At 45.0% G+C, this 23,298-nt stretch carries 15 protein-coding genes and 1 tRNA gene; 1 reads left to right on the plus strand and 15 read right to left on the minus strand.

Going from position 1 to position 23,298, the window contains the following annotated elements:
* Positions 1-119 precede the first annotated feature (119 nt).
* From HXT24_RS00555 to HXT24_RS00615, 13 genes are all read right to left on the minus strand, one after another.
* Positions 120-278 carry a hypothetical protein gene (locus HXT24_RS00555; RefSeq protein WP_422119614.1) on the minus strand — a complete coding sequence of 53 codons (159 nt, stop codon included), beginning with the start codon at positions 276-278 and terminating at the stop codon, positions 120-122.
* Between the two features lie 183 nt (positions 279-461).
* Positions 462-2,429, minus strand: a complete 1,968-nt coding sequence (locus tag HXT24_RS00560; protein ID WP_422119419.1) for a serine/threonine protein kinase — start codon at positions 2,427-2,429, stop codon at positions 462-464.
* A gap of 157 nt (positions 2,430-2,586) precedes the next feature.
* A complete protein-coding gene (murA, locus tag HXT24_RS00565; RefSeq protein WP_422119420.1) occupies positions 2,587-3,945 on the minus strand; it encodes a UDP-N-acetylglucosamine 1-carboxyvinyltransferase in 1,359 nt (452 codons plus the stop codon).
* Between the two features lie 88 nt (positions 3,946-4,033).
* A complete protein-coding gene (locus HXT24_RS00570) occupies positions 4,034-5,443 on the minus strand; it encodes a metallophosphoesterase (protein ID WP_422119421.1) in 1,410 nt (469 codons plus the stop codon).
* A 484-nt stretch (positions 5,444-5,927) separates the two neighbouring features.
* Positions 5,928-6,782 carry a transcription termination/antitermination protein NusG gene (nusG, locus tag HXT24_RS00575; RefSeq protein ID WP_422119422.1) on the minus strand — a complete coding sequence of 285 codons (855 nt, stop codon included), beginning with the start codon at positions 6,780-6,782 and terminating at the stop codon, positions 5,928-5,930.
* Positions 6,783-6,810: 28 nt separating this feature from the next.
* Entirely contained in the window at positions 6,811-7,026 is a 216-nt protein-coding gene (gene secE / locus HXT24_RS00580; RefSeq protein WP_004111941.1) for a preprotein translocase subunit SecE, read from the minus strand.
* Between the two features lie 38 nt (positions 7,027-7,064).
* Positions 7,065-7,140, minus strand: a tRNA-Trp gene (locus HXT24_RS00585).
* 164 nt (positions 7,141-7,304) lie between these two features.
* Positions 7,305-8,567 carry a pyridoxal phosphate-dependent aminotransferase gene (locus HXT24_RS00590; RefSeq protein ID WP_422119423.1) on the minus strand — a complete coding sequence of 421 codons (1,263 nt, stop codon included), beginning with the start codon at positions 8,565-8,567 and terminating at the stop codon, positions 7,305-7,307.
* 565 nt (positions 8,568-9,132) lie between these two features.
* Entirely contained in the window at positions 9,133-10,278 is a 1,146-nt protein-coding gene (gene proB, locus HXT24_RS00595; protein ID WP_004575022.1) for a glutamate 5-kinase, read from the minus strand.
* Positions 10,279-11,943 carry a GTPase ObgE gene (gene obgE, locus HXT24_RS00600; RefSeq protein WP_004111934.1) on the minus strand — a complete coding sequence of 555 codons (1,665 nt, stop codon included), beginning with the start codon at positions 11,941-11,943 and terminating at the stop codon, positions 10,279-10,281.
* 356 nt (positions 11,944-12,299) lie between these two features.
* On the minus strand, positions 12,300-12,551 hold the full coding sequence (rpmA, locus tag HXT24_RS00605) for a 50S ribosomal protein L27 (RefSeq protein ID WP_004106248.1): 252 nt from the start codon (positions 12,549-12,551) through the stop codon (positions 12,300-12,302).
* A 33-nt stretch (positions 12,552-12,584) separates the two neighbouring features.
* A complete protein-coding gene (gene rplU, locus HXT24_RS00610; protein ID WP_004111933.1) occupies positions 12,585-12,893 on the minus strand; it encodes a 50S ribosomal protein L21 in 309 nt (102 codons plus the stop codon).
* Positions 12,894-13,074: 181 nt separating this feature from the next.
* Positions 13,075-16,509, minus strand: a complete 3,435-nt coding sequence (locus HXT24_RS00615) for an Rne/Rng family ribonuclease (protein WP_422119612.1) — start codon at positions 16,507-16,509, stop codon at positions 13,075-13,077.
* Positions 16,510-16,852: 343 nt separating this feature from the next.
* On the opposite strand from HXT24_RS00615, the gene HXT24_RS00620 reads away from it, so the two are divergent.
* Complete coding sequence (locus HXT24_RS00620) at positions 16,853-17,794, plus strand: AEC family transporter (protein WP_410312063.1); 942 nt, start codon at positions 16,853-16,855, stop codon at positions 17,792-17,794.
* 484 nt (positions 17,795-18,278) lie between these two features.
* Here the strand turns inward: HXT24_RS00620 and HXT24_RS00625 are convergent, their stop codons facing one another.
* The gene (locus HXT24_RS00625; protein WP_422119424.1) at positions 18,279-20,000 is read right to left on the minus strand and encodes a hypothetical protein; all 1,722 of its coding nucleotides are present in this window, start codon (positions 19,998-20,000) and stop codon (positions 18,279-18,281) included.
* 820 nt (positions 20,001-20,820) lie between these two features.
* Entirely contained in the window at positions 20,821-22,941 is a 2,121-nt protein-coding gene (locus tag HXT24_RS00630) for a hypothetical protein (RefSeq protein WP_422119425.1), read from the minus strand.
* Between the last annotated feature and the right edge of the window lie 357 nt (positions 22,942-23,298).

Genomic DNA, 23,298 nt, shown 5'->3' on the forward strand with positions numbered 1-23,298 from the left:
CACCGCAGTGGGCTTTTTCTTTGCAAATCCTCCTTATTTACTATTAAACTAGATTGGCGCATTTTGTTGCGCGCTTTTCTTACCTACTGTTGCGCGGGCGCGACGACCTGCATTTTCGCTTAAAGCGTAGCGCGAAAAGGCAATTCGGAGCGCTGAGCTTGCTTAAGGTTGAAAGCACAGTGTGCTTTCAACGCAAGCGAAGACGTGAGCGCGTCTAATCCGCGCGAGCGATTCGCCTTACTTGGTGTTGCGCGAGGACTGGCTAATTCTTGTCTCACAACGCTCTGCCTTTTGTGTATTGGTTGTTGTTGCGGTTGTTCCGATTTGGTTTTGATTTTGTTTTTTGGTTGAAGTTTGTTTGTAGTGGTTGATCATTGGATTATTTGGTATCGGCGCCGCTCTTATATTGTTCGACCAAGAATCACCCAGCCCTCTTACACTTATGAACAATTGCGTATAGACTAATCAAATATATTTTCAATTGAATCAATTAACGGATCTGCTTGGCTCATTATTTGCTTAACTCTATTGTCAACGTTTTTATTTTGCGACTTTATAGATCGCGCTAAATCTAATGCGTCGTCAAAAATATTTTCAATACTATCTTGACTAACAGCATAAGACTTAAATAAACTAATCCACGATTTTAGCGAATTAAAAACAAGTTCACACGCATCTATTTTTACAATCTCGTTCTGATTTTTCTTAGCATTTTCAATAAAATTATGCAACTTCGTAATATAATCAACATTTTGCGGCTTGGATTTTCCTTCCGCATAAGATGCAAAGCTTAAATACTCACTTCCAATCGAATAATACATTGATGCCAACTCATAGTCTTTTGATTTAACACCTTTTAACGCTTCTTTAAACCATTCAGATGCTGCTGTTATGCGAGTTTTTCTATTTGAATCACTAACTTCTTCCCCATTTTCAACGCTATAATACCAATATGCTTTACCCACAGATAAGCACAGTTCATACCAATCTTCAGATTTTTTAAGCGTGTTTTTATACTCATTGATCAACGCTGTAAAATCTTCTCTTTCATCAAGAGTCCACCGAAAATCTTCAATTTGATGCACTAAAAGTCTGAGTATTGGTTGAATGGAAAGCGGCTGAATATTTGCATTAAAAAGTTTTATTTGCAATCGCATGGCTTGATTAACATTTTGAATCACCTGCTTAGAATCCACTGATTTTGCCGCTGTTCTCATGTAGTTTTTATACTTTTCAACATCACTTATTTTCTCTATAGCATTCTTGTTTCTTTTTTCATCATTGTTACGAGTCAGTCGCGCATAATCATTTTTTCGACTACTTATTTGACTATTTGATGTTAAAGAATGCAATGATGTTCCTATCAAAAAGCATCCAACAACAACCATCAGTATGCAGCAAATAATTTTGATTACAATATTTCGATAACTATTCCTACCACTCTTTTTATGAGTATTTTTACGCATACTCCTACGACTACTCTTACGTTTATCACGACGATTATTCTTATAATGATTTACACGCGACCTGATATTTTCTATACCCTCTACGCCAGAATCTAAATTGTCTCCTAAATAATTTTCTAAACAATCCTCTAACGACTGAGCAAATTCTTTACAATCCGCATAACGCTCCAAAGGATTTTCTAACATAGCGCGCATTAAAACAGCTTGAAGATCGTTAGCAAAACCACCATCAGCTAAGTCGAAGTTAGTAAAGTGCTTTGTAGCATCATAATGCTCTGAGTTTTCTGAGTCTATAGTCTTATTATCAGAAAAACATTTACCCGTAAGAGCAAACCACAATGTAGCACCAAGAGAATACACATCAGTAAAAACGCCTATTTTGGATTCAGTCTTAAAAAGTTCTGGAGCAGCAAATCCACGAGTAGCAAAACGCGCATCTTGTTTAAATCTGCTTGGTTGCACCAACACACCATCTTTATTTTTAATTTCTAACGCAGATCCAAAGTCAATTAAATAAACTTTTGAATCCGCACCAAGCATAATGTTAGATGGTTTTAAATCGCAATAAACAATAGAAGGATTAAGTGAATGAAGATATTGCAATAAGCCACACAATCGTATACCTAAATTACACACTTCGGCAGGATTCATAACACCTTCTTGTAAAATCATTGATTTTAAAGAAAATCCGTCAACATAGTCGCGAACAGCGTATGCTCTGCCATTCTCCTCAAAAAAATCAACAATTCTAGGTATAGAAGGATGATTGCAGTGATTTAAAACCTCAACTTCTGCACGCAAAGACTGCAAAATCAAGGCTTTTTTATCGTCATCAAAATCAGTAGCAGTTTCTTTTATAGCCCACTGCTTATGAAGAACATTATCTACCGCAAGATAAACAGTAGATGTTCCTCCAGCTCCCAGTTTTCCGAGAATCTGATATCTTCCGCCCGCACAAACCATATTTGCCGCACTTTCATAAAATCAAAATGACAATAATCCTGTGCTGCAAACTTTATAGACTAATTTGCGTATTGAAAATACTTATAGAACAATGTGTACCAAAGCCATCAAAACCCTAGAAAAATAAGGGAAAAGTTATCCACATTGCTCACATTGCTCAATCAATATCCGCGCCAAGAGCAGTCAACTTACCACGGAAATCTGCATAGCCGCGGTCAATAAGCGAAATACCCTTAACGTTAGATGGACCCTTAGCTGCAAGAGCAGCAATAAGATGACTAAAACCACCTCGCAAATCAGGAACATCAATATCTTGACCAGTAAGAGGCGTCGGACCAAAAATCACAGCAGAATGCTTGTAATTTCGCTGCTGGAATCGGCAAGGAAGAGAACCTAAGCACTCGCGGTACAACTGAATCATAGCGCCCATTTGAACAAGCGGTTTTGTAAAGCCAAAACGATTTTCATAAACAGTTTCGTGAACAATACTCAAACCTTTAGCCTGCGTTAAAGCAACAACAAGAGGCTGCTGCCAATCAGTCATAAAACCAGGATGAACATCGGTTTCAATAGCAACAGGATGCAAATCACCACCCGGATGCCAGAAGCGAATACCGTTATCCGTAACGTCAAACTGACCACCAACTTTACGGAACACGTTTAAGAAGGTCATCATCTCTGGCTGAGTAGCCCCTTTAATAAACACGTCACCATGAGTCGCGAGCGCCGCCGAAGCCCAAGATGCCGCCTCAATCCTATCTGTTAAAGCCGTATGATTGTAGCCTTGAAGCTTATCAACACCCTCAATCCTAAATGTTCGATCAACGTCTACAGAAATGATTGCGCCCATTTTCTGCAAAACAGCCACCAAATCCATAATTTCTGGCTCAATTGCAGCACCCGAAAGCTCTGTTTTACCTTCTGCAAGCACGGCTGCAAGAAGAGTTTGCTCAGTAGCACCAACCGATGGATAAGGTAGATGAATTTTAGTGCCATGCAAACCGTTAGGAGCAGTAATATGAATACCATCCTCATGATCTTTATCTACATTCGCACCAAGTTTACGCAAAGTTTCAAGATGGAAATCTATTGGACGCCCTCCAATATTGCACCCACCTAAAGCTGGGATAAAAGCCTCACCAAGTCTGTGAAGAAGCGGACCAGAGAAGAGAATAGGTATTCTCGAAGATCCTGATAATGTATCTACGTCTGCAACATCAGCAAGCTGAACCTTGCTTGCGTCAATGCTAACAACGCCTGCAGCACCATCGACATCTACGTTTACTCCGTGCAAACGCAGCAAATCAGAAACAACGTGAACATCTCTGATTTCTGGAACATTCTTTAACACGGATTTCCCAGGAGCAAGCAAAGCTGCAACCATTGCTTTACTAACAAAGTTTTTTGCACCACGAACTTTAATAGCTCCGTTAAGCGGCTTGCCACCTTCTACATGCAAAACGTCTGCAGTGTCAATGCCACTTTCGTTCTGTTCAGCCGTATTATGCGCAGACACATTTACCTCTTTCGTTTGCAACTAAAACTAATCACTATAATACCGACATGCGTGCCAATAACACGTACCAATTCGAGCATTAACCAAGCTACTTTGCTGCGCGAGACCGCCATCTTCTCAATAGCCTTGCAAAAAGCGAAGGTTTTTGCAATAAATCTACTTCTGGCAAATCGTGATCGCAATCCGCGTTTAGACCATATGTATACGCCTTTTTAGACGAAGGTTTTCCAACTAAATCACCAAATTCAAGCATTTGCGTTCTAGGCTCATATGGGTGACGTATGTCAAATTCGATAAGTCTTGCACCACATTTAGATGCAGCTGGCCCATAAGATCCAAAACCACACGTTGCAGTAGACATAAGTAGCATATCCGAATCTTTACAACGTCCAGCAAACGCGTTTCTGTGATCATGCCCTGCGCAGAAAGCGAAAGTGCCAATCTTTTGCAAAATATCATATTCCCCACTGTCTTTATCTGGGCAGCTCACACCTTCTCCAAGATAACCATCTGGCAAAACGCGATTATCGTCTAACGCGTAATATTTTCCAGCGAAACGCCTGTACCCCTCGATAGCGTGTTCCTGAGACGCATAATCTTTAGAAACTTCACGCATTAAACCATAGTATTGAGGAAGAGGAAAATGCTGGAAAACACAGAATTTTGGAGGCAATAACTTTGGCAAATTTCTCAAAAAATCAAGTGCCTTATCCGAAGGTTTCCCATAACCTCCACTCTTCTCATAGTCTCCAGAATTAACCAAAACTAATGAAAATACAACATTTTCCTGATTCACATCCATAACTGGAAGCGCAAACGTACCAGCTTCACAAGGAAAAATAATTTGATTTGGCAATATGCATTTAGTAGATTGCAAAGCTGCAACATTGCAACTAGAAGAATCATAATTATTCGACTTGTTTTGCGAAGAACGGTTCATGCAACCCTTAAACTCTTGATACAAAGAATCCAATTCTTCATTGCTTAACCCACATTGAAAATCATGGTTTCCGTAAGTCAGCGCCCATGGAATTGAACGATCTTCCAAAGGCTTCACCATACGCTTAATGTGCTCAATAACTTTTTTTCGCGTTGCATCTAGTTTTTCTGCATACGACTCATCCTTAGGCGAGTAATTATCAGAAAATCGTCCTGAGGAAGAGTCGAAAGCCTCCGAAGACCAGCGTCTGCGTACAAATGTATCTGCAAAATCTTTAACATATCCAGCAATTTGATTACCAGTAAAAATCACAATATCTGGCTTAACAGCATCACAAGCGGACTCTATAAGCCTAATTGTATCTTTGCTAATTTTTGGAGCATCCTGAACATCTGCAAACTGCAAAACACGAAATTTGCCAGAAAGATGGAATTGCAATTTACCTAATCGTGCAGAAATAGACATCGGCAAATTATCCGATTCAGAAGAATTAGCCGATTCAGAAGTGGGTAAAACTTTAGACTCATCGCTATTCGTAGATTCTGCAATTTCTGACATGATTCAAGCATACGGCACATCAGAGAACAGTATCAACAAAAGATTTAACAAAATTCAAAGAATTTAACGCGAAGTTATTAAGACTGCACTCGAACTACAGAAAAATAAAGAAATATACACAAAAATGGCGAAACGTAGAGATTTTTTACAAGATTTTCAGGTAATTCACAGGCAATAACATCTTTGTCTTAAGTAAAGGATGCCTATTATAGAGACATCAAGGAAAAAGCAAATCAACATAACGAATGATTTGCAAGAACTAATAACTGAACCTCTCTTCTTCTCTTCTCTTTCATAACCCCGGGTTAATAACTCGGGGTTTTTGATTACATTATAAAAAATTACATTACAAAATTACGGATTATCCCCCCCCCCCCAAAAAAAACAAAGCAAAACAAAAGTCGGGATGCAGCAAACACCACACCCCGACTTATGCACTGATAAAATCAGATACGCGCAACAATCACAAAACGCGCATTAAAAATCAAACAATAGGCTCTACCTGGTTAAATCCAAGCTCCACAGGAGTTTCGCGACCAAAGATAGAAACAAGAACCGTAAGCTTCTGCGTTGTAGGATCCACATCCGACACCACGGCAGCCATAGTAGCGAATGGACCATCGGTAACCGTAACCTGATCGCCAACCTTGTAAGCCACCTCAACGGTACGCTTACGAGCCGCAGCAGGCTTATCTCCAGCCTTCTTCAAAGCCTCAGACGCAATCATAGGAGCCATCATATCGATAACTTCCTTACGGCTAAGAGGAGCAGGCTCCTTAGATGGGCCAACAAAACCAGTAACGCCTTCAGTTTCGCGCACAATACGACGAGCATTCTCATCTGGCCACATACGAATAAGCACATAACCTGGAACGCGAACGCGAGTAATAACCTTCTTACCCTTGTCAGTGTGCTTTTCAACCTCTTCCATTGGCACTTCAATCTGGAAAATCTTGTCTTCCAAACCAAAGCTTTGTACACGAGATTCAACGTTAGTTTTAACGCGCTTCTCGTAGCCAGAGTAGGTGTGAAGAACGTACCACTTGCCTTCAAGAGTGCGCAAAGTCTTAGAGAATTCCGCAACAGCGGCAGCACCAGCATCTGTAGCATCAACTTCTTGCGAAGCGGAAGAATCGCCAGCAACCGTTTCAGTAGGCTCAGCAGGAGACTCGGTCTCACCAGCTACGTTTTCACTATTTTCAGAAGCATCTTCTACGACAACAGTATCTGCAGCATCTGTGTTCTCAACATTTGCAGAATCAGCCGAAATATCAGCTGCGTCAAAATCCGCAAGATCATTCACAGAATCAACATTTTCGAGATTCAACTCGTCAGTCATATTCGCACACCCTCAAAATTCGTTGAAATCAGCCAAACAGCCACATAACAGACTTACCCAAACCGAAGTCCATAACAGTGACGAAAACCATCAAGAAAATAACAAAAATAAACACGGAAGCTGACCAAGCAAACAATTCCTTGCCGTGAGGAGCAACGACTTTGCGAGTCTCATCAATAGTTTGCTTAATGAACATGCCAATACGCATGAACAAATTCGGCTTCTTCTCTTTTGCCTTGGCCATGCTTGAATCCTTCGTTTGAAAATTGTTAACAATAAAACTGGCAGGGACGGCGGGACTCGAACCCACAACCTACGGTTTTGGAGACCGTTGCGCTACCAATTGCGCCACATCCCTAGGTGAACTTGCTAATCATACCTTAAAAAGATTGACTTGGCAAAACCGCCAAGTAGATATGTTAGCGGAAGGGCAAGATTTAAGGGTTTTATTATGATTAGCGAGTGTCGCTAAACGCTCGGTTGCTGGCGACTTTTGCGCGCGTAAACAACGCGCTGGCGCCTTTAAAACGCGCTGCCGCCTTCAACCCACTGCTTCATACGCCTCATGCCCTCGGCAAGCTGACTGTCTGCTAAAGCACACGAGAATCGCAAGTAGCCAGGCGCACCAAAAGCCTCGCCAGGAACAGCGGCAACATGCGCTTCATCAAGTAGCATTTGCGCGAGCACAGACGACGTGCCTGGAATCTTAGAATCCTTGCCCATCGGGCACTCAAGAAGCGCCTCAACGTTTGCAAACGCGTAGAAAGCGCCGTGCGAAAGAGGGCAAGTTACGCCTTCCATGCTGTTTAACGCTTGCACAATCGCCTTGCGACGAGCATCGAAGGAATCACGCATTTTTGCAACTTCATCTAAGGGCCCACCAACCGCTGCAAGGGCTGCGCGCTGTGAAATATTGGAAACGTTAGACGTCATGTGACTTTGAAGCTTAATCGCAGCTTTTGCAACATCAAGCGGCGCAACCATCCAGCCAACACGCCAACCCGGCATTGCGTAAGTTTTAGCGACACCGTTCAAAACAAGCAGCTGGTCGCGCACTTCTGGCACTTCTACGCCAATATACGACGTTTTTACGCCATCGTAATGCAAGTGTTCGTAGATTTCATCGGAAAGTACCCAAATATGGTGTTTTACAGCCCATTCGCCAATCGCGCGAATCGTTTGCGCACTCCAAATAGCGCCTGTTGGATTAGAAGGCGAAGTTACAATAATCGCACGCGTGCGTGGGGTGCGAGCCGCCTCAATCGCCTCAATATCTGGCTCAAAACCGCGATCCGCGCCAGACATAACAGGAACAGGCATGCCACCTGCAAGTTTTACTGCCTCTGGGTAGCTTGTCCAATATGGCGCTGGGATTATAACTTCGTCGCCATCGTTTAACAAAATCTGGCATGCTTCGTAAACAGCTTGTTTGCCGCCATTCGTTACAACAACTTGATTTGGGGAAACATCGTAGCCAGAATCGCGCTTGACTTTGCGCGCAATCGCCTCGCGAAGCTCTGGAAGACCAGCCGTAGCCGTGTACTTGTAGTTTTTTGGGTCTTTACATGCGGCGGCTGCGGCTTCAACAATGTAGAGCGGCGTTGGAAAATCAGGTTCGCCTGCTCCGAAGCTAATAACGTCGATTCCTGCGGCTTTCATTGCTTTTGCTTTGCCATCTACAGCAAGCGTTGCACTCGGTGCCACTTTGTTAATGCGATTGCTCATAGAGCGCCATTGAGAGTTTGATGCGTTTGCTGCCGTATTTGCTGCGATATTTTCTGCCATACTCTACAGTGTAACCATTACACGTTATTTCCCGATTTTGCGCATAAATTGGGTAGAATTTGGTACAAAGTCAGGAAAATCGCTTGCGCGCTCTAAGCGCGCGAGCGTCTTCGCCACGCAGAAGCAGTGCTTCTGCCTTGAGTGGCTCAGCGCTCCGAATTGCCTTCGCGCGCTACGCTTTAAGCGCTCAGGCAGGTCGGAGCGCAAGTGAGGTAGAGATTCTAGATTTTTCGCAGCGAGCGAGGTGAGCCTCAGCGTCGCTAGATGGTGACTCGCCGAGAGAGCAAGAAAAATCGAGAATCTCGGTGATTAAGGAATACGCAATTGTTAAAGCACGTAAGAGGGCTGGGTGATTCTTGGTCGAACAGTATAAGAGCGGCAGCCGATACCAAATAATACAAATGATCAACCACTACAAACAAACTTCAACCCAAAGAACAAAATCAAAGCCAAATCGGAACAACCGCAACAACAACCAACACGTAAGAGGCGGAGCGTTGTGAGACAAGAATTAGCCAGCCCTCGCGCAACACCAAACAAAGAATATCGCTCGCGCAACAAAATCCTATAAAAGCACAAGATTGTCGCGATGCACCACAGGATGCGCGTATTGCCGCCCCAAAGTCGCCTCTAAATCGTCCGTAGTAAGACCCATTACCTGCGGTATCTCGTCTGAATCAAATGCAACTAGCCCTTTGGCTAAATGATTGCCATGCTCATCATCAATCCACACTGGATCGCTTGCAGAAAAGTCGCCAGCAACCCCTACGATTCCAGCAGCCAGCAGGCTTGCCTTCCCTCCTCGAACGGCTGCAGCTGCACCAGAATCTACAATAATCGAGCCATGTGGATTAGACGCAAAACCAATCCAAAGTCTTCTGGAAGACGCGCGCGAATTTAGTGGCGCGAACACGGTTCCAACTGCTTTCCCCGATAGTGCGTCCTCCGCGTTACTAGCACATGTCAAAAGTGTTGGGATCCCAGAAACAGCAGCAACGTGCGCCGCATCCATCTTGGTTATCATTCCGCCTGTGCCTACACCCGAAATGCTGGAGCCAACTTTAACATCGTCTAGCGCGCGCGTAACATCTGGAACAAAACTAATCCGCTTAGCATCTGGCTCGCTAGGCGGAGCCGTGTAAAGCGCGTCAACATCTGTTAAAAGAACCAGCGCATCTGCTCGCACAATGTTCGCCACAAGCGCCGCAAGCCTATCGTTATCACCAAAACGTATTTCGTTGCTAGACAGAGCATCGTTTTCGTTTACGATTGGCACAACGCCCAATTCTAGCAGCCTAAGCATTGTGCGTTGGGCATTACGGTAACGCGAAGGGCTTATAGTAACGTCTGCCGTTAGTAGCATTTGCCCTACTCTTATGCCGAATTCCGCAAATGCTGACTCATATTGGTACATGAGCAAGCCTTGTCCAACTGATGCTGTTGCTTGCTGAGTCGGCACATCTTTAGGACGTTCATTAAAACCAAGTAGTCCAAATCCCGCTGCGATAGCACCAGAAGATACTAAAACTACATTAGCTCCAGACATTTGAGCACGGCTAATAGCCGTAACAAGAGCACGTAATTTTTGCACGTCTAAATGACCAGATAAGTCTGTAAGCGAGCTAGAGCCAACTTTTACGACTATTGTGTTCGCATTGCTAATTGAACGCCGAATCTCATCTTCGGTAGGCTCAACTGCCTTATTAATCATTTACTCACCACGTCCAAATAAACTCTGCTCATCGTGTTTGTCGTCATCTACCGATGGATCTGCCCAATGACCTTGCTTTCGTTCCGCCATCATAGCGTCTCGTACAGCGCTCTTTGCATCCATCATCATGTGATAATCGCGTCTGCGCTCCGCATTCGTGCGCCTTGCGCCACGCGGGTCATTTGCTTCAAGTCGCAAGTCTTTTCCACGCGCGCCCAAGCTAGCACCGTCCAAACCTTCCGCACCTGCTGCAATGCTTGGATCCCAGTCGAAGCAAACCATGCGGTTTCCGCGACCAATCCTAATCTCGTCTCCTGGACGCGCACCCTTCTTGCGCAACTCGTCTTCTACACCAAGTTTTGCTAGGCGATCCGCCAAATAGCCAACTGCCTCGTCGTTGTCGAAGTTTGTTTGCACAACCCAACGCTCCGGCTTAGCGCCCGTAACAGTAAACCAGAAGTCGCCATTTTTGTCTTCTTCGCGCTCGATTGTAAAGTCGCTAGCACTTCCGCGGCCATCATCTCTGCGTCGTCTCAATGCTGGCTGTTCAAGCGGCTGAATAACAACTCGCTCTTCTTCACGTGCCGCCTCTTGCTCAGCAAGCTTTTCGCGCATACTAGCCACCATCTTTCCAAGCGCAAAACCAAGCTCTTTCAAGCCTTCGTGAGACGCAGTAGAAATCTCAAAAACTGGAAAGCCCATTTTTTCAAAGTCGCTTCGCACAAATTCTGCCAACTCTTTTGCCTCTGGCACATCAATCTTGTTTAGCACAATAATTCGCGGACGCTCTGGAATCGGAATTGCTCCAAGCGGCAAATCCAACTTGTTTGCGTATTGCGAAAGCTCGTGTTCCAAAGCCTTATAATCGCTGATTGGGTCGCGATTTGGCTCTAACGTTGCACAGTCGATTACGTGGGCGATTATTTCCGTGCGCTCAATGTGGCGCAAAAATTCTAGACCAAGCCCTTTTCCTTCGGAAGCTCCTGGGATCAATCCTGGCACGTCTGCGATTGTGTAGCGGTATTCGCCAAAGCTGACCACACCAAGATTTGGAACAAGCGTTGTAAACGGATAATCTGCGATTTTTGGCTTTGCAGCGCTGATTGAAGCTACAAGACTTGACTTTCCTGCAGACGGGAAGCCCACTAGCGCCACGTCTGCTATCGACTTTAGTTCTAGGATTACGTCTCGTTCTTCACCAGGTTCGCCTAGTAGTGCAAAACCTGGAGCGCGGCGAGTTTTATTGGCAAGAGCGGCGTTTCCAAGCCCGCCTGCTCCTCCTGCTGCGACTACGAATGTGTCGCCTACATGTTGCAAATCAGCCAAAACGTTGCCTGGCTTTTTTTGCGCGCCCGATGCACCCTTCGCCTCAAAAATTACGGTTCCGACTGGCACTGGCAACATAAGGTCTTCTCCTTTGGAGCCGTCCTTTGTATCACCTAGACCCATTGTGCCACTCTGCGCTACGCGATGTGGCATGAATCGGTAGTCGAGTAGGCTGTTAGCGTTGCGATCGGCTACGAATATAACACTTCCGCCATTTCCGCCATTTCCGCCATTTGGACCTGCAAGTGGCTTGTATTTTTCTCTGCGCACGCCTGCGGATCCATTGCCGCCGTCGCCGCCTTTAACATGTACCGTTACTCGATCTACAAAATCGCTCATAACTTTTACCTTACTTGATGCTCAATACTCGCCAGATTTGCCTGCGCTTTGACTGAGCTTGAAATTGCATAACGCATTTCAAGCTCCTTCAAAGCGCTGAGCCGCTTAAGCGTAAAGTCCAGTGGACTTTACGCGCGGCGAAGACGTTCGCGCGCTGTAACGCGCGAACGTCTTGACCTGCCTTTCCGCATTTTGTACGTAATTTAGGCCAAATTTGGTACAAAAAGCGGAAAACACTTACGCACTTTGTAGCTCAAAACGCCAAAATCAACAACAAAAAGCGTCAATACTCGCCAGATTTACAAAAACAAAAAAGCCGCACCGAACTGGGTGCGGCTAGAAGATTAATGAGTTACTCAGGCGGTAACTACGTCTACAACCTTGCGATCGCGACGAATGCCGAACTTCACATTGCCGTCCACCAAAGCGTACAGCGTGTGATCCTTACCCAAAGCAACGTTCTGTCCTGCATGGAACTTGGTGCCGCGCTGGCGAACAATAATGTTTCCAGCCACAACAGCTTCTCCACCGAACTTCTTAACGCCAAGATATTGCGCCTGTGAGTCGCGACCGTTGCGCGAGCTAGACGCACCCTTCTTATGTGCCATCTTGCTGTCCTTTCAGGTTTATAACACCGTCAATCAGGCGATGGCCGTGATCTTGACGAGAGTCAACTTCTGACGATGACCCTTGCGGCGAGCCACGCCAGTCTTGTTCTTATACTTCATAATGCTAATCTTTGGACCCTTAGCTTCGTCGTTAAGAACTTCTGCCTTAACTGTGATCTTTGCAAGATCCTTAGCGCTTAAGGTCACCTTAGCACCGTCAACAACGAGCGCGACCGGGAATTCCACGGTATCGCCCTTCTTTGCATCGAGACGGTTTACGAGGATGGCGTCTCCAACCTCAACCTTCTCTTGATGGCCACCGGCCTTCACAATCGCGTACATAATTCGTTCCTTAGCTAAATTGAAAGCTTTACTATTGCCTCACGCGCAGCGTTGAACCTGCGGCAAGACACCGACTATCAAAATTACACCGACCCCTGTACTAACGTCAAGTCTTAATTCATAAAGTCGAAATAAGCAATAGACATTATTGTACTCGAGCCGTATACTTTGCGTCTATTTTTTAGTTTTCACTAGATTCTTGAGAGCTTTCTGTGGATTCTTGAGATTCTTGAGATTCTTGCGAATCATCAGATTCCTCAATTTTCCCGACTACCTGCGATTCTTCACTGCTTTCTGCAGATTCATTACTCGCATCTACTGCAGAAAAGTCGCCAGCAACCGAAGATTCATCAACACTGTCAACACCATCAACACTGTCAACAACACTATCGCCTGCATCGTCACCATTAGCAACGTCATCTGCAGCTACAGCATTCACATCATTATTGTTATCGTCTTTATTATCGTTATAGTCTTTTTCGTCACTTTTGCGCAAAGACTCCTCCAAGAAAGCCGACGACGCTGCAGCGGCAGCAATACGCGCTAATTTGGCGCGAACATCCGCACTGGACTCCTGCTTAACCACAGGCATAGGGTCCGCAATACTTCCATGACCGTGCTTATTGGTTTTAATAAACGGATCACCGCCCTTAAGCGCGTAAGGATCCGCATACTCCGAAGACACAGTCGGCTCGTCGTGAAGAATAAACCCACGACCCTTGCAAGTCGGGCACTCCTCCGAAAACGCCTCGACCAGACCCTGTCCAACACGCTTACGAGTCATTTGGACAAGACCAAGAGATGTAACCTCCGCAACCTGATGCTTTGTGCGGTCGCGCGCAAGACACTCAACAAGCCTACGCAAAACAAGATCGCGGTTCGCTGGCATAACCATGTCAACGTAATCGATCATAACCATGCCGCCAATATCGCGAAGTCGCAGCTGACGCGCAATCTCCTCGGAAGCTTCCAAATTGCAGCGAGTCACAGTCTCTTCCAAAGACTTACCGCGACCAATAAAACGACCCGTATTTACGTCAATCGTTGTCATTGCCTCCGTTCGGTCAATAACAATCGAACCGCCTGCAGGAAGATAAACCTGGCGCTCCATGCCCTTTCTAAGCTGGCTGTCGATTTGCCACTTGTCGAACACGTCTTTGCCTTCATGCTCAGCAGGATCCCAATACTCAATCTTGCTGCGCAAATCAGGAGCCATCATCTCCAAGTATTCACAAATGCGGTCATACGCGCCCTTGCCTTCCACAATCATCTTTTGGAAGTCATCGTTAAATATGTCTCGAACAACGCGAATAGCCACATCTGGCTCGCCTTGCAAAAGCTTTGGACGCTTGCCATGCAAGAACTCTTCTCGCTTCGCTTCGATTCGTTCCCACTGTTTTACAAGCGATTCAAGATCTTTTTCAATCGCATCTTCACTAGCACCATCTGCGGCGGTTCTAATGATTATGCCCATGTCTTTAGGCGCGATTTTGCTTACGATTGCGCGAAGTCGGCTGCGTTCACGGTCGGATAGCTTGCGACTTACGCCCGTCATAGCTCCAGACGGAACAAGCACAAGGAACCTACCAGCAAGCGTTACTTGCGATGTTAGTCGCGCACCCTTATGGCCTATAGGGTCTTTAGTAACCTGCACTAAAACAGGATCTCCTGCCTTAAACGCAAGCTCCATTCTTCGTGGCTGTCCTTCTAATCGTGTTGTATCCCAGTTGACTTCGCCAGCGTAAAGCACGCCGTTTCGGGCTTGACCAATGTCTACGAATGCAGCCTCCATGCTTGGCAGCACGTTTTGTACACGACCAAGGTAGATATTTCCAACGGTTGCAACTTCTTGAATATCAGAAACATAGTGTTCTACAAGAATATTGTCTTCGATTACAGAAATTTGCGTGTGACGATCGCGCTCGCGCACAACCATAAGTCGGTCAACGTTTTCACGCCTTGCCAAAAAGTCTTGCTCCATAAGCAAGTTTTGGCGATTACGCTCTCTGCGATTGTCGCGACGACGCTGTTTTTTGGCTTCAAGTCGCGTAGAACCTTCAATATCCGTAATCTCGTCAATATACTGCTGTTTTCTAGATCTTCGACTAGACGAATCGGAGTCTATTGACACAAAACGAGATTGTGTGCTTTGTGAATTTTGCGAACTTTGCGAACTTGAGGAACTTTGAGACGAATCGTCAGAAGATTTCGACCTGCGACGACGGCGACGACGAGTGTACACTTCCTCGTCATCTTGAGATCGCAACTCGTCTGGATCTGGAATTAAATCGCGGTCTTCTTGAGAAACTTCTATTTCGTTTATGTCATAATCGTCAGCATATGAAGAATCATCCGAAGATAGGTCGGATGTTGTTCTACGGCTTGATCTATCAGACTTATCTGCCCTATCTGTCCTATCTTCCTTATCTGCGCGAGACGGTCTGCGACGACGGCGACGACGGGTTATCATTTCTCCGTCTTCATCATCATTATTTTCTAAATCAGAAGTTTTTGCATACTTGCGGGTTGATTCAGAATCTACATCATTATCTAACTCAACACTATTTTCAATTCTTTCGTCAATTACATCATCGATTGGAGAATAAACTATGTCATCGTATTCAAGGTCTTCTTCTATTTGCTCGACTTCTGCGGCGGCGCGTCTTTCGGCAGCGTTTAGTCTGCGATTCTTGCGTGACTTTCTATGATTTTGATCATCGTAATTATCCTGATTGTCACGATTCTTACGACCATTATTGTTATTATCGCTATATTTGTCACCATTATCTTTGTCAAGGTTAGCTTTATCAAAATTAGACTTATCCAAGCTATCCTTATCCAGATAATCTCGATTATTTCTACTTATTCTGCTATCGCTTCTATTATCAATTTCGTTTGAATCTTCAGGATTTGCACGATTGGATCGATCTGCACGATCTGCACGATTTACTCTGGAACGCACACGAATAACACGTGTATCATCGTCAGATTCAGAATCATAGTTATCGTCAAAATTGTCACGATTATTGCGATTTTTGCGACTACGTACTCTACTTAAATCCTCGTCTTCATTGCGATTCTTCCTGTCATTCCTGCCAGAACGCGTTTTACGCAACTTTCGTGAACTGCGACTATTGTCTTTGTCTAAATCATCTCGACTGTTTTCTCTATCGCTTTCATTTGCATCATCGTCGTAATCTAAATCGCGCATACGACTATTGTTTTCAGGCAAACGATGAGGTAAAACAGGCTCCTGAAAAAGTAGCGATGTTATCGGTCTTACAGGAGTTTGGTGCTCAACAACACTTTCAGATTCAGTTTCCTCAGAGCGTGTATCGTAATCGTTTCCGCCTTGTACGTGTAGTTTCATCGATTCGCCAGCTGCTCCTGCAACTCTTACAACGCGTCTTCCAGCTCTTCTGCGTCGTGTGCTTGACGCTGCGTCTTGCGAACCTGAAACCACATTGACAACGCCTGCTGTAACGGGTGATGTAATAGTTGATGCAGCTGCTGATCTTTGCTCGTCAGCTGCGTTAGTAGATTCGTTCGCGCTTGAATTTGCTGCTACGAATGAAAGATTTTTATCTTCATTTTTATCATTATTGGCTTCGGGCACGGTGAAGCCTTCTCGTGTTACTCTGGGCACTATGCTCCTAGCGAAACTCTGCAATAGTTTCGCGCTCTTAGCCTGAAGAATGCACACGCTTATGCGAGCCACCCCTAAGGCTATCAATAAAGTCTAGCTGCACGACAGCGGACACCAGCCTCGCCCAAAATCATGCGTGAAAATCACGTGAGGGGATCGACGCCGTCGAATGCTCTGGCGGCTTGCAGCACCACCGTTTTCTAGTATGCCATATTGCAACGTCAAATAACATGCGCCAATAAAAGTAACATACGCCAATAAAAGTCGATTGCGCATTACCCACAATCCAAAAATCAGCGCTAAAATCGTTTTCATGGGTTTAATCAGTGCTATGCAAGGCTTTTGCGTAATTGGCATCGTCATTGCCGCTGGATATGTAACCGCGCGTCTTCACATCGGCGGATCGCAAGCACAAATGGTGCTTAATCGCGTGAGTTTCTTCGTATCTAGTCCTTGTTTAATGTTTGCAATCCTTGCAAAAGAGCCAATTTTTGAGATTTTCCACTCGTCAATTTTTGTTGCGTTTTTCTCCGCAATGATTGTTGGCGTTGCATTTATTCTGCTTAATCGCCTGTTTTTCCACCTTCCTGCGGCGGATTGCACAATTGGCGCGCTTAACTCGCTTTACTTAAACTCAAACAACATTGGCTTGCCTGTTGCAACTTATATTCTTGGAAATCCCGCGCTTGTTGCACCGATTTTAGTTATGCAGCAAGCTGTTTTTACGCCTGTTGGACTAACGGTTTTAGACGTTACAACTACTGGAAAGTGCTCGCTTAAACGCATTGCTCAGCAGCCTCTTAAACAACCACTTTTAATCGGATCGCTTGGAGGAATTATTATTTCGGCAATTTCCGCAAAAGTTGGATATTTCCCTGTGCCGAATTTTCTTTATGACCCGATTAAGATGATTGGCGATTCCGCGGTTCCTATGATTTTAATGGCTTTTGGAATGTCACTTTACGGCAGCAAGCCGCTACAAAAGGATTCTAATCGCGCTGCTATTGCTACAGTTGCGATTTTAAAAAACTTGATTATGCCAATTGTTGCGTTTTTATTGGCTTATTTTGTTATGGGTTTCCGAGGTGCCACTCTTTACGCGTGTGTTGTGCTGGCGGCGCTGCCGACTGGTCAAAACGTGTACAATTACGCTGCAAGATACAATGTTGGCTTGAGTTTTGCGCGCGATGGAATCCTGTTTTCTACGGTTACGAGTCCGATTTGTATTGCGTTAATCGCAGCAGTTTTAGGGTGACTAATCCTCCCGCGTTTGTTCCCTTTTTAAGCAAATCTGACTACAAACATGGGCGCGACGACCTGCCTTCGCGCTTAAAGTGTAACGCGCGAAGGCAATTTGGAGCGCTGAGCCGCTCAAACGTAAAGTCCAGTGGACTTTACGCGCGGCGAAGATGTAAACGCAGCTAATCCATGCGAACAATGTGACCGCACTCTACAACCAAACACAATATCCACAAAACAACACAATAAGCCCTTAAAAACAAAAAATGCTTCCGGTTTTGCAAGCCCCTAGTAGCAAACAAAACCGAAAGCAACAACACTCAACACCCAAAACCCAACAAGCTAAACGAATCAACACTGGGAAGAAAAGAAAAACAATAGCAAACCAATGTTAAAACAATAAAACCAAAGAGAATCGGGAATAAACCAGTGTGATGTTTCCCTACAAAACACCACACTAGTCGTTGAGCGCAAACCCTAAATAAGGTGGTAAATAATGCTTAGTGACGCATCTTGCGAACAGCAGCACCCATACCAGCAAGCATAGAAGCAGCCAAAGCAGTCAAAGCAACACCAACACCAGCATTACCAAGCTTCTCACCAGCCTTACTGGCCATTGCCACCCTTGTAGCAAGCTCACCCTTAGCAGCAGCAGCGCCAGCCTTACCAGCAGCAGCGGCTGGAGCAGCAGCCTGAGCCTTAGCAGCCTCAGTCTTCTTAGCAGAAGCCTGAGCAGCAGGACCAAACTTACCATTCAAAGCATCAGCATAAATCTGCTTCGTACCAGGAACAGCTGGGAAATCAGCAGCCAAAGGATCAGAAGTCACAACAGCAGGAAGAGCAGCAGGATTCACACCCAAACGAACTGCATCATTATAAGCATCCTTATACTCAGCCAAAGCCTTGTTATAAGCAGCAACAGCAGCGAAAGCAGCATCACGAGCAGCATTAAACTCAGCTTCAGCCTTCTGCTCAGCATCAAAAGCACGCATAGCATGAGCATTAGCACGGTCTACGGCATCACGAAGAGCAGTTTCCTTAGCAGAATTATTCTCACCAGAAGCCAAGAAATCAGTCAAAGCCTGATTAGCAGCTGCACCTTCAGCCTTACGAGCAGCAAGCTCAGTCATAGTCTCAACAAGAGTCTTCCTCTTAGCAGCATAATCAGCCTTCTTCTCAGCAAGATTATTATCAGCCTCATCCAAAGCAAGCTTAGCCTCATACACGTAATGAGCAGCAAGCTTCTTCTTAGCAGCATCAGACAAGTTCAACTTACCAAGATCCTTGATCTTCTCATCAGGAGTGGTAGTATCATCCTTCTTCTTGTCGTCCTTCTTGTGGGACTTCTTGTGATTCTTCTTCAAACCCTTACGATGATCATTGTTCATCGTACGATTATTAGAATGCTCGCCATCCTTGTCGTAAACATCATCTTCGCTAGTGGAAGCAATACGACCATTAACATAAGCATCCTCATCAACACGCTCCAAAGCAGCTGCAGTAGTAGCAGAATCAACATGCTCACCATCAGCAGTCAAAACAAGATAATTGCTAGTAACAGCAAGTTCAGCCTGATCTGGAGTCTGAGCCTTCGCCAAAGCTTCTTCTGCAGACTTAGCAGCATCCTGAGCTTCAACATACTTACCGTTCGCCTCATTAGCAGTCTTTAACAAGCCAAGATAAGTGTCAGCAGCCTTAGCAGCAGCATCCTGAGATTCAGCTTGAGTAGCAGCATCAACCTTAACTACCTTACCCTTTAAAGCTGTACCAGTGCCGAAAGCATAACCAGCCTTAAGAGTACCGTCTTCTTCAACAGCATCTTTAGCAGCAGCATAACCAGCCTTCGCAGCAACCTCAGCCGCATCAAAAGTATTCTTTGCTGTATTCACATTAGCCTTAGCAGCATTAGCAGCATTCTTAGCTGTCTCAAGAGCAGTTGCCGCAGCCAACCTAGCTTCACCAACAAGCTGAGTACGCTCACTCAAGGTGCCATAGCGCATTCCGTTTGTCTTAGCGGCCTTAATACGAGCAAGCTCCAAAGAACGATCATTCTTTGCTGCATTTACATTAGCGTGATTTTCAGTATCCGCGCTATACTCTGGGCTTTGGAAAGCTGGAAAATCCTTTGGATTAATGTTTGCAGCGAATGCTGGAGCGGCAGCGAAGCCGGCAAGCAAAGTAGCGCCAGCAGCGAAAGCGGCGATAGCTTTCTTATTCATCATTTTAATTTCCTTTCTTCTTCTCCTCCGTGCAGGTACACGAAGAAAAATCTTAAACATCCAACAACATTCAAAACATTGTGGATAACCACCATCTAGAGCATCTAGCTAGCAGCTGTTATTAACATACCCCCCCCCCGTTTAAAAAAGTCAAGAGGCAATCACACAAAACAAACAGAAAAAAATAATGTTACACACAAACTAATCCACAATAAAAACTATTTTCACCATAATATTTGTGGATTAACACTAATAAAACCGTAAAAACACATTGTTTCAAGGTTTTTAAAGAATTTTCCCAGACTTTTCTCAGGAAACTACTCGAACAAGAACACTAACACTATAAAACCATTGAAAAATCAACATTCCACACACATCACACACGCAACACGCCGACACCCCACCAACACAATACCGACGTCAAACCAACACCACACTACAAGACAATCGCACCCAATTAAATTCCCGAGTTTGTTCCCTCTTTTAGCAGAATAGAAACAAACGCAGGCAAAAGGAAACGAAAACAGGCGACATATTAAAAGCATTTATTAATTAACACAAAACCGTTGAAAACACTACTGTTTTGCTATAAACATTTCACAAAATCAGTGGTAAAAATATGCTGGATTTTCACGAAAATCAAGGTATTATTTCTCTCAATCTTCACGAAATCAATGGTACCGCTCAATTTTATATTTAACACAAAATAACGCAAAATGGCGCAATACATACAAAAAGGTCTTTGCACACATTACGCACAAAGACCTTTTATATTAGTCTCTACTGTATTCAGCACCATTCAGCACTAAACACAAGCGGTAGCTTAGCGACGAATCTTACGGAATGTTGCACCAGCGCCAGCCAAAACGCTAGCAGTCAAAGCAATCAAAGCAATGCCAACACCAGAATTAGGCAATCCTTCACCCTGAGTAGCAGTACCATTCTTCACAGTAATATCAGTCCAACCAAGCTGATTGCCCTGCTCATCAACAAGAACAACCGTATGCTTGCCAGAATAACCAGCAGGGAACATGGCATCAAACTGAGGCTTACCATTAACCAAGCGAACAGTCACATAATCCGTACCCTCAGCACCCTTAAGAAGACGTGGGCTAGAGTAAATGAACGCATAAGCCTTAGCAGAACCATCACGATTCAAACGATCAAGGAACGCCTGGTTAGAAATGCTCAAAGTCACTCTATTAACAGCACCAGCAACAGCAACATTATTAGTGCCAACCGTAATCATGCCCTTCAACTCTGGCAACAAATCAGCAACAGAAGCTGGAGCAGCAGGAACACCAGCATGCGCAGACGCAGGTGCAGAAGCAGGAGCAGGTGCAGCTGTGGAGGTAGGAGCAGGAGCAGACGCAGGTGCAGAAGCAGCGGATGGAGACGATGCAGCTGGAGCAGGAGTCGAAGCGGATGGAGTTGTTACAGACGGAGTGGAAGACGAGGATGGAGTCGTGTCATCAGAAGATGGAGTCTCATCCGATGGAGTCGAAGGAGTTGGCGTCACAGACGGTGTAACCGATGGGTTATCATGATGAGGCGTCACAGGCGTCACTGGCTTTGGCTCTGGAGTCACAGGCTTTGGAGCTGGTGGAACAACTGGATCTGTATTCTTCTTTTCGCCAACAAGTTCACTCACATCAGCTGGAGTCAACTTGTAGTCTGCAACCGTATCGCCATTAACCTGTGCGAGAGCATCATGAACGTTAAACTTTGGTGCTTGAGGCTCTTCCTTCTTAGGATTCTGCACTTCTTGAACCTTAGTTTCTTGCTTTACAAGCGTTTCTTCAGCCTTAGTCACACCCTTATTAGCAGCCGTGAGAAGATTCTTCTTGCTCTTGAGCTGCTTCTGCAACTTTCCAAGCTCCTCAGCAGCCTTATTGTAAGCTTCTGAGCCTGCTGGACCAGTCTGTTCCTTTGCCAACTCGTCAAACTTTGCTTGAGCCGCGGCAACCTTTCCTTCAAGAGTCTTAACTTCGCCGCGAATAGTTGCAGCCTGAGTGTAAGCCTTGACCATGCTCGTAGCCTTATCATTCAACTCGCTAAGCGAATTAGCAATCTTTTGAGCGTTCTCCAACTGTTCTTGAAGCTTCGTCTTTTCGGCACCAGTAGCCTTAGCAACCTTAGCTTGCAAAGCTTTAACACTACCTTCTGCCATCTGCTTCAGGAGTAACGCGTTCTGAGCCTTCTGGTTGGCTAAATCTTGAGCCGCCTTAAACTCAGCATCTTCCTTAGTAGTATCAACCTTTGGAGTTGGGGTTGGTACTACTGGAGGAGTCTGAGGGTCTTGCTTCTTAGGATTCTGAACTTCTTGAACCTTAGTTTCCCGCTTTACAAGCGTTTCTTCAGCCTTGGTTACACCCTTATTAGCCTTTTCGAGAAGATTCTTCTTGCTTGTAAGCTGCTTCTGCAACTTTCCAAGCTCCTCAGCAGCCTTATTGTAAGCTTCTGAGCCTGCTGGACCAGTCTGTTCCTTTGCCAACTCGTCAAACTTTGCTTGAGCCGCGGCAACCTTTCCTTCAAGAGTCTTAACTTCGCCGCGAATAGTTGCAGCCTGAGTGTAAGCCTTGACCATGCTCGTAGCCTTATCATTCAACTCGCTAAGCGAATTAGCAATCTTTTGAGCGTTCTCCAACTGTTCTTGAAGCTTCGTCTTTTCGGCACCAGTAGCCTTAGCAACCTTAGCTTGCAAAGCTTTAACACTACCTTCTGCCATCTGCTTCAGGAGTAACGCGTTCTGAGCCTTCTGAGAGGCCAAATCTTGAGCCGCCTTAAACTCAGCATCTTCCTTAGTAGTATCAACCTTTGGAGCTGGAGGAGTCTGAGTGCTTTGTTCAGCAAATGCAGTAGCAGCTACAGGAACAGCAAGCGCTAGTCCAGAAACCAGCGTCGCGGCTGCAGCAAACGCAGCAATAGCTTTCTTATTTAACATGATCTTCCTTTCTTCTTCCTTCTCACGTATAAGCGTGCGAAGAGAGCAATCGCAAGAATACAACTGAATATTCTCGCAATCTAAGACCTAAAACATGGACTATCAGCACTTAGAATACCCCCCCCCGTAGCCCTAAATCAATATTTTCACACAACAACACGCGTCATTTTTTACACAAACTTTGCACAAACCAGCCGAACGGCAAAAATCGGAAGCCTACTTACAACTTACGCAAAACTCGCTCATACTTGGAAGCCTACTTACAAACCGCAGCTACCCTTATGTAAACACAAAACTGTAGTGCGCTTTGACTGAGCTTGAAATTGCATAACGCATTTCAAGCTCCTTCAAAGCGTG

Source organism: Gardnerella sp. DNF00354, from assembly GCF_049262755.1.
Lineage (GTDB): Bacteria > Actinomycetota > Actinomycetes > Actinomycetales > Bifidobacteriaceae > Bifidobacterium > Bifidobacterium vaginale.